Here is a 7,972-nt window from a genome sequence, read left to right on the forward strand (position 1 = left end):
TTGGTCACAGTCATCGACACAAACGATGGAGCCGGGGGACAGAGAGATGGAAACCCGACTGATCGCGTACGCGATCGCGGTCGCCGACGAGCTGAGCTTCACCCGTGCCGCGCAACGCGTCTACGCAGCACAGTCGACCGTCTCCGCCGGCGTTCGGGCGCTGGAACGAGAGCTCGGCACTGCGCTCTTCGAGCGAGACCAGCGAGGGGTGCGGATCACCGCCGCTGGAGAGGCGGTGCTGCCTGCGCTTCGCGCGCTCGCGGACGCCGAGGCGCGCGCCCGCACCGCAGCCGACCCGCGAGGCGAACTGCGGGGCGAACTGCGCATCGGGGTGCTCTCCAGCGTGAGCTACCTCGCGATCCCGCGCGTCATCGGCGCCTTTCACCGCGAACACCCGCTCGTCGACCTCCGACTGCGCGCGTCTGCGTCCGGCTCGGCGGAGCTCGCCGATGCCGTGCGGCGGGGGCGGCTCGATCTCAGCTTGTACGGTCTGCCAGCGGCCACCGCGGGACCGGGCCTTGCCGTGCACCGGCTCGCCACAACGCCCTACGCGGTCATCCTCCCGGCCGACCATGAACTCGCATCCTGCGCGGGACTAGCGCTGAAGGACCTCGCGAACGAGCGCTTCGTGGACGCGCCTGTCGGTTTCGGCAACCGGGACGTCCTCGACGCCGAGCTCGGCGCACGCGGGGTGATGCGCGACGTCGTAATCGAGGCGACCGAGACGACCTCGATCCCGGTCTTCGTCGCCAACGGCCTCGGCATCGCGCTGCTTCCCGAACTGCTGATCCCGCCAAGCGAAGACATCGCAGTCGTCCCTCTGAACGAGCGCATCGACTGGGAGTTCAACGTCGTGACGCGGACCTCGACCGGCGAAGCCACCGCGGCTCTGCTCGAGCAGTTGCTCGCGGCCTATTGACCCCTGTCACCGGCGTGTTCAGCTCGTCAGGGGCGCTAGAGGAGTGCCGTGACGATCCGGCGAAGGCCCGCTCGGATGTCGTCGTCGCTTCGCCCGCAGGTGGACACCCACATCCAGATCGGCCCGACGGGCAAGAAGCTGCCGCCCCTGACGGTCGTGAACAAGAGCCGTTCCCGACCGTCCGGAAAGCGCGGGGCGTGGCGGAGCCTCCCTCATCGTGGTGTTGACGAGGGAGGCTCGAAGGCGTGGCGGGCGGGCTGCCCGCGGTCGCCGGGGCGCCCTGGACGTCAGGAGAGGTCGCCGAGGTCGTCGTCCTGGGTGTCATCGAGTGACGACTGACGCTCCTGCTGCTGGCGCTGCTCCGGGCTGACCTTGCCCTGTGCCTGCCGGCCGCGCTGCTGCGCCTGCTCCTTGGCCCGCTGGGCCTTCTCCCGGGCCTGCTGCGCCTTGTTCTGCATCTCGTCCTTCATACCCATCGGGTTTTCACTCCTTGAGTGGGGGGTGAACCCAGGCTGGCATCCATGCTCGCGCACCGCATGTCGGATCATGACGCTCAGTGATCGGCCCGCGGGGCACGCGGTGGCGTATGTCCTTTTCAGGGCGGTGTTTCTGGGCACCCTGCCGGTATGGGCAGCCCCGTTCCCCCCAGGGTGCCGTGGCAACGTCTGTCTCCCGCGCCGGAGAACGCCGCGGTGGCCCGGCGGTTCGTCCGGTCGGCGCTGGACGGTGTCGCGCCGGAGGTGGTTGAGACCGCCGAGCTGCTGGTCGCGACGAGCTGGTGACCAATGTGGTGATCCACGCGCGCACCGAGGCGGAGGTGCGCGCGTGGGCCGTCGAGGGCCGGGCGCATGTGCGGGTCAGGGATCACCGGCCGGACCGGGGACTGGTGCCGCACGACCGCCACCCCTACGCCTCCACCGGGAAGGGTCTGGGGCTGGTGGAGGAGCTGGCCACCAGCCACGGCGTCCACAGCGGCGAGGACCGCAAGACGGTCTGGTTCGAGCTGTGGCCCGAGGCGCCGGCGCCGCCGACGTCCGCCTGGGAGACCGTGGCGCCGCCCGGCCGGACCGTGACCGTGACGCTGAACGACGTGCCGTACGCCCTGTACTGGGCGGCGCAGCAGCAACCACCCCCACGGAACTGGCGCCCTGGGACGCGAGCGAGGTGGCGGCCGCCAACGTGCCGACCGTCGCGGCCGACGACCGCAACCGGATCATCGCGGTGAACAACGCCGCGGCGAGCCTGCTGGGCTGGCAGGCGCAGGAGCTGGTGGGACAGCGGCTGACCACGCTCATCCCCGAGCACCTGCGCAAACGCCATGTGGCGGCCTTCACCTCGCTGCTGCTCACCGGCGAGTCCCGCATCCTGGGCCGCTCCATACCGGTCCCCGCCCTGCACCGCGACGGCCGGCTGATCCCCGTCCGGCTGGCCGTCCAGACCCAGGAGGCGGTCGACGGGCGCACCGTCTTCGTCGCCCAGCTCACCACGACGACGGCGCCCCCCGCCCCGCCCCGCCCCGGACGGCGGTCACGCCACGCGGCCGGGGCCGGGCCCGGTGCACCTGCCGACCAGCACGAGGAGGGCGAGGGGAGCGCGCGTCGACAGGGCGGTGTCGCCCGAGTCGTCCCTGCTCGCCGACACCGGCCGGGCGCTGGCCAGCACCCTCGACGTGGACGAGGGGCTGCGCCGGGTGTGCCACGTGCTGACGCGGGACCTGGCGGACTGGTGCGCGGCGGACCTGCTGGACGAGCACGGGCGGGCGGTACGGGTCTGCGTCGTGCACCGCGATCCGCGGATGCGGATCTCCGGGGAGCACTACGGCCGGCCCCCCCCGCTGTCCGAGACGTCCCGCGGATCCCTGCCCCGGGTGCTGCGCGGCGCGGGCCCGCTCCTGGTCACCGACATCCCCTCGCTCGGCCAGGACGGCAGCGGGCTGGACGCCCGGCAACGGGCGCTGGTGGAGCAGCTGGGCGGGAGCAGTGCCGTCATCGCCCCGCTGCGGGCCCAACGCGAGGTCATCGGCGCCCTGACGCTGGTCCGCGTCCAGGACGGGCATCCGTTCACCAAGGCGGACATCCCGCTGATCGCCGAACACCTCCAGCGCGCCCTGCTGCCCGAGCTGCCCCAGGTCGCCCATCTGGAGCTGGCCGCCCGCTACCTCCCGTCCAGCACGACCGCCGAGGTGGGCGGGGACTGGTACGACGCCTTCACCCTGCCCGGCGGGGACACCGCGCTGGTCATCGGCGACGTGTCGGGCCACGACCTGCAGGCAGCGGTCTCCATGAGCACACTGCGCAACATGCTGCGCGGCATCGCCGTGGACCGGCAGGAGCCACCGGGGGACGTGCTGCGCCGCCTGGACCTGGCGAGCCAGACGCTCGACCCGCACTCCACGGCCACCTGCGTCTACGCGGTGCTCAAGGGCGACGGAGGCCGGCAGCGCCTCCTGCACCACTCCTCCGCCGGCCATCTGCCGCCCCTGCTGACCACCCGGGAGGGCGAGACCCGCTACCTGGACGCGGGCAGCGGGCTGCTGATCGGCATGGACGCCGACCTGCCCCGCTCCTCCGCCTGCGATCGGCTGCCGGCCCACTCCACCCTGCTGATGTTCACCGACGGCCTCATCGAACGCCGGGGAGAATCCCTCGACAGCGCCATGACGCGGCTCCGCCGGCACACCGCCGAGCAGGCGCGGGACCCCCTTGACGTCTTCTGCGACGAGCTGATCATCGAGTTCGGCGCCGACAGCACCGACGACATCGCCCTGCTCGCGCTACGGCCCGCCCCGCCCCGCCCCTCCGCCTGACACCCCGCGGGAGAGCCGCCGTATCAGTGGCTGTGGGCGTCGAGGTCGGAGAAGAAGCGGTCCACGACGTCGCTCTCCAGGGCGACGGCGTCGAGCGGCTCGCCCACCACCCGGCCGGCCAGTTCCGTGGCCAGGGACACGACGGCGCCGCGCAGTTCCGCTTCCGCGAGGACCCGGTCGGTCGCGAGCCGGGCCTGCGCTTCGGTGATCATCGCCTCGCGTTCCCGCCGGCCCTCGTCGCGCAGGTCGGCGATCAGGGCCGTGCCCTGCTCCAGGGCCTCCTGGCGCAGCCGAGCGGCCTCGTGCCGGGCCGCGGCCAGCTCCTCGCGGTAGGCCGCAAGGACCTCATCGGCTTCGATCGCGGTCCGCTCGGCCCGTTCGCGCTGGCCGTCGATGGCGTCGTGCCGTTCGGCGAGGGCCCTGTTGATCCGGGGCAGCAGGACCCTGGACAGGGACGCGAAGATCACCGCGAAGGTCAGCACGCACACGAGTGTCGGCGTGAGCCGAGGTATGAGAATGCCCATGCCAAGATTTTAGGTAGCCGTGGACAGATGGAGGATGAGTCCGAGGTAAGAGTTTGCTCCCAACCTCACGGGGCCCGCGCCCTTCTGATGGGTCGTCAGGACCGTATCCGCGCGTCGGGTCACCGGCTGTGCGTGCGTCCTGCCGCCGCTCTCCGTGGTGTCGTCCTCGCCCTCGCCGGCGCCGTGGCATTCGCCCCGACCGCCGCCTGCCGTCCGCGCCCGGCCGTCACTCGATCGGCGGTAATGCCGCCGCCCAGGAGGCCGACAGGGCATGTGGCGCACGGAGGTCGTGCCACGATCACATGACGACCAGTCAGAGAGGTGTGAGCATGGCAGAGCAGCTGTACGCGACGCTGAAGACCAGCAAGGGCGACATCGAGATCCGGCTCCTCCCGAACCACGCGCCGCAGACGGTGAAGAACTTCGTCGAGCTGGCGAAGGGCGAGCGGGAGTGGGTCCATCCCGAGACCGGCCAGAAGACCAGGGACCGGCTGTACGACGGCACGGTCTTCCACCGGGTCATCAGCGGCTTCATGATCCAGGGCGGTGACCCGCTGGGCAACGGAACCGGCGGGCCCGGCTACCAGTTCAAGGACGAGTTCCACCCGGACCTCGCCTTCAACAAGCCGTACCTGCTCGCCATGGCCAACGCCGGGCCCGGCACGAACGGCTCCCAGTTCTTCATCACCGTGGCCCCCACCGCGTGGCTCACCGGCAAGCACACCATCTTCGGTGAGGTGACCGACGACAAGAGCAAGTCGGTCGTGGACGCGATCACGCAGACCCAGACCAACCCCCGCACCGACCGGCCTGTGCAGGACGTCGTCCTCCAGTCCGTGGTCATCGAGAGCCGCTGACCGGGCAGTCCATGGCCGCCGACAGCCGCTGACCGGCCCGGACAGCCGGCCCGGCCGTGACGGCATCACAATCCGGCAGCGGAATCCGGGCAGCGGGCCGGCGCGTCCTTGCGGATATGGAACCGCACAACCCGTCGCCCCACCCCCGACAGCCCGAAGGGTGCCTCGCCGTCGCGATCCGGATCCCGGTGCGGATCGTCGTCCTCGTCCTGGTCGTGCCGGTGCGCGTGGCGTGGGACGCGCTCGCCGTCGTCGCGCGGTCGGTGCGCGACGCCCTCCTGCGTCCGCTCGGGCGGGCTCTGCCGCGGGTCGGACGGGTGCTGCTCGTCCGGCCGGCCGCGGGGCTGTGGCGGTACGTCCTCGTGCCCGCCGCGGCGGCGCTCGGACGGCTCGGGCACGTGCTCGTCGTCGTACCGGCCGGATGGTCGCACCGGTACGTGCTCACGCCCGTCGGGCACGGACTCGCCTGGCTGGCCCGGTATCTGCTGGTCGTGCCCGCGCGCCGGCTGTACGCCCGGGGCCTCGCCCCGCTCGCCACCGGTATCGCTCTGGCCCTGTCCTTCGTGCTGCGCGCGCTGTTCGTCCTGCCCGCGCTCGCGCTGTGGCGCCGGGTGCTCGTGCGGGTCGGCCGCGTCCTCGCCGTCGTGGGCCGGGAAGCCGCTCAGGCACTCGGGCACGCGTGGCGGATCGCCGGGCGGATCTCGCGGGCCGTCGGGCGGGTGCTCGGCACGCTCTTCCGGTGGATCTTCGTGGAGCCCGCGCGCCGGATCCACCACCTTCTCCTCGCGCCCGTCGGGCGCTTCGTCCGGGACATTCTCCTGCGGCCGGGCGCACAGGGCGCGCGTGCGCTGGGGCGGGCCGTCCGCGGGGCGCTGACCGGCGCCCGGGACACGGTGCGCCAGGTCCGGGCCGACCTGCGGCGGACGCTGTTCGGCGAACCCCGGCAGCCGGTCGCGGTGGACCGGCGGGAACCTGAGGGGCCCGCGGCACGTACTCTTGGTAGCAGTACGACCGCACTCACGAAGGACTAGGACACTGGGCAAGCGACAGCCCGAAGGCCCGCCGCCCGCACCCGCGGTGCAGCGCATCCGACTGCGCTACACCAAGCGCGGCCGCCTGAGGTTCACCAGCCACCGAGACTTCCAGCGCGCCTTCGAGCGTGCGCTGCGCCGTGCCGAGGTGCCCATGGCGTACTCGGCGGGGTTCACGCCGCACCCCAAGGTGTCGTACGCCAATGCCGCACCCACCGGCACGGGCAGCGAGGCGGAGTACCTGGAGATCGCGCTCACCGAGCCGCGTGACCCGCGGACGCTGCGCGGCCTCCTCGACGAGTCGCTGCCCCCCGGGCTCGACATCGTCGACGCGGTCGAGGCGCGGACCCCGGGCCTCGCCGACCGGCTGACGGCTTCCGTCTGGGAGCTGCGGCTGGACGGCGTGGACCCCGCCGACGCCGAGCGCGCCGCCCTGGCCTTCACCGAGGCCGAGACGGTCGAGGTACAGCGCATGACCAAGAACGGTGTGCGCACCTTCGACGCCCGGCCGGCCGTGGCGAGCCTGGAAGGGCACAGTTCACCGGCTGATAGGCCGACCGACCAGCCCTGTGCGATACTGCGGCTGGTTGTTCGGCACGTGACGCCTGCCGTACGACCCGACGACGTCCTGTCCGGTCTCCGCGCCGTGGCCGACCTGGCGCCGCCGGTCCCCGTAGCGGTGACCAGGCTGGCGCAGGGGCTGTTCGATGAAGAGACCGGCACGGTGACCGACCCGCTCGCGCCCGACCGCGAGGCAGCCGAGGCCCCGAAGGCCGTACCGACTGCCGTCGCGACGGCGCCGACGCCGGAAGGTTCCGCGTAGGGACACGTCGTAGCGCCGCCCTCGTACTCGGGAGCCACCTGGGTCGGGCAGCGCACCGACCAGAAGACTTTCGCCAGGCCGTACCGACAAGGCGTACGGAACCGGCGAGACAAGACACAGAGTGCTCCCGTGCGGCGCCCGCGCCCCGGACGGCGGCCATCGCGCATCGCGCGGGCCGCGGACGTCAACGGCGGACGGCCCTTCGAGGCCGACGCCGGACCAGGCGCGGCGCCCGGGAGCCTGACGGGAGATACGCCCGCATGCTCGAACCGATCGAACCCGCCGAGGGTTCCGAACTGAACACTCCCAGCGACACCCTGCCGCCGCGCAGGCGTCGCCGTGCCGCCTCCCGCCCGGCGGGCCCGCCCGCCGCGGCCGAGGCACCCGCCGAGGTGACCCTGCCGGCCATACCGGCAGCGTCCGACGAGGCCCTTGCCGAAGAGGCCGCCGAGGGCGTGGAGGCCGTTGTGACCCAGGAGGCCGAAGAGACCCCCGAGACCGCCGAGGCGCCTGCCGCCGAGGAGACCCCGGCCGCCGGCCGTCCGCGCCGCCGGGCCACTCGCCGGGCCTCCGCCCCCGCCGGGTCGCCGGCCTCCGCGGAAGCCGTCGAGACCGTCGTACCGGCCGCCCCCGCCGACGCCGCCGAGCCCGAGCGGCCCGCCGCCGTGGCCGAGGCCGGCGACGTCGTCTCCGGCGAGGAGGCCGCGCCGCGCCGCGCCCGCCGCCGTGCCACGCGCACCGTCTCCACCCCGGCCGCCGCCGCGACCACCGGTGAGGAGGCCTCCGCCGCCGAGGCTGTCGTCGCCGAGCCTGTGGCGGAGGAGGCCGCGCCCGCCGCGCGTCCGCGTCGTCGCGCCACGCGTCGTGCGTCCGCGGCCACCGGTGCGCCGCAGGCCGCCGAGGAGACTCCGGCCGCGGCGACCACCGGTGAGGAGGCCTCCGCCGCCGAGGCTGTCGTCGCCGAGCCTGTGGCGGAGGAGGCCGCGCCCGCCGCGCGTCCGCGTCGTCGCGC

9 protein-coding genes and 2 pseudogenes are annotated in these 7,972 nt (G+C 73.2%); 9 read left to right on the forward strand and 2 right to left on the reverse strand.

Annotation, left to right across the window (positions count from 1 at the left end; translation table 11 throughout):
• Positions 1-46: 46 nt before the first annotated feature.
• On the forward strand, positions 47-919 hold the full coding sequence (locus ACZ60X_RS39720) for a LysR family transcriptional regulator (RefSeq protein WP_469609775.1): 873 nt from the start codon (positions 47-49) through the stop codon (positions 917-919).
• Positions 920-1,206: 287 nt separating this feature from the next.
• Here ACZ60X_RS39720 and ACZ60X_RS39725 read toward each other — a convergent pair whose 3' ends face one another.
• A complete protein-coding gene (locus ACZ60X_RS39725) occupies positions 1,207-1,395 on the reverse strand; it encodes a hypothetical protein (protein ID WP_469609777.1) in 189 nt (62 codons plus the stop codon).
• Between the two features lie 150 nt (positions 1,396-1,545).
• Here ACZ60X_RS39725 and ACZ60X_RS39730 point away from each other — a divergent pair, with 150 nt between their 5' ends.
• From ACZ60X_RS39730 to ACZ60X_RS39745, 4 genes and pseudogenes are all read left to right on the forward strand, one after another.
• On the forward strand, positions 1,546-1,701 hold the full coding sequence (locus ACZ60X_RS39730; RefSeq protein ID WP_469609780.1) for a hypothetical protein: 156 nt from the start codon (positions 1,546-1,548) through the stop codon (positions 1,699-1,701).
• Entirely contained in the window at positions 1,698-2,144 is a 447-nt protein-coding gene (locus ACZ60X_RS39735) for an ATP-binding protein (RefSeq protein ID WP_469609782.1), read from the forward strand. The genes ACZ60X_RS39730 and ACZ60X_RS39735 overlap by 4 nt, the downstream gene beginning before the upstream one ends.
• Positions 2,141-2,338 (forward strand): annotated as a pseudogene (locus ACZ60X_RS39740) (PAS domain-containing protein); the annotation flags it as partial. The gene ACZ60X_RS39735 and the pseudogene ACZ60X_RS39740, both read left to right, overlap by 4 nt.
• Before the next feature lie 190 nt (positions 2,339-2,528).
• Positions 2,529-3,725: a PP2C family protein-serine/threonine phosphatase gene (locus ACZ60X_RS39745; protein ID WP_469609786.1), complete on the forward strand. Its 1,197-nt coding sequence runs from the start codon at positions 2,529-2,531 to the stop codon at positions 3,723-3,725.
• Positions 3,726-3,748: 23 nt separating this feature from the next.
• Here the strand turns inward: ACZ60X_RS39745 and ACZ60X_RS39750 are convergent, their stop codons facing one another.
• Positions 3,749-4,249: a F0F1 ATP synthase subunit B family protein gene (locus ACZ60X_RS39750; RefSeq protein WP_469609789.1), complete on the reverse strand. Its 501-nt coding sequence runs from the start codon at positions 4,247-4,249 to the stop codon at positions 3,749-3,751.
• Positions 4,250-4,578: 329 nt separating this feature from the next.
• Between ACZ60X_RS39750 and ACZ60X_RS39755 the strand changes: the two genes are divergently transcribed.
• The 4 genes and pseudogenes from ACZ60X_RS39755 to ACZ60X_RS39770 form a co-directional block, all read left to right on the forward strand.
• The gene (locus ACZ60X_RS39755; RefSeq protein WP_469609791.1) at positions 4,579-5,106 is read left to right on the forward strand and encodes a peptidylprolyl isomerase; all 528 of its coding nucleotides are present in this window, start codon (positions 4,579-4,581) and stop codon (positions 5,104-5,106) included.
• Between the two features lie 116 nt (positions 5,107-5,222).
• Positions 5,223-6,137, forward strand: a complete 915-nt coding sequence (locus ACZ60X_RS39760) for a hypothetical protein (protein ID WP_469609793.1) — start codon at positions 5,223-5,225, stop codon at positions 6,135-6,137.
• Positions 6,138-6,183: 46 nt separating this feature from the next.
• Complete coding sequence (locus ACZ60X_RS39765) at positions 6,184-6,960, forward strand: TIGR03936 family radical SAM-associated protein (protein WP_469609796.1); 777 nt, start codon at positions 6,184-6,186, stop codon at positions 6,958-6,960.
• Between the two features lie 260 nt (positions 6,961-7,220).
• Positions 7,221-7,972, forward strand: a pseudogene (locus ACZ60X_RS39770) (Rne/Rng family ribonuclease); the annotation flags it as partial.

The sequence above is a fragment of the Streptomyces sp. NPDC104106 genome (assembly GCF_055584345.1).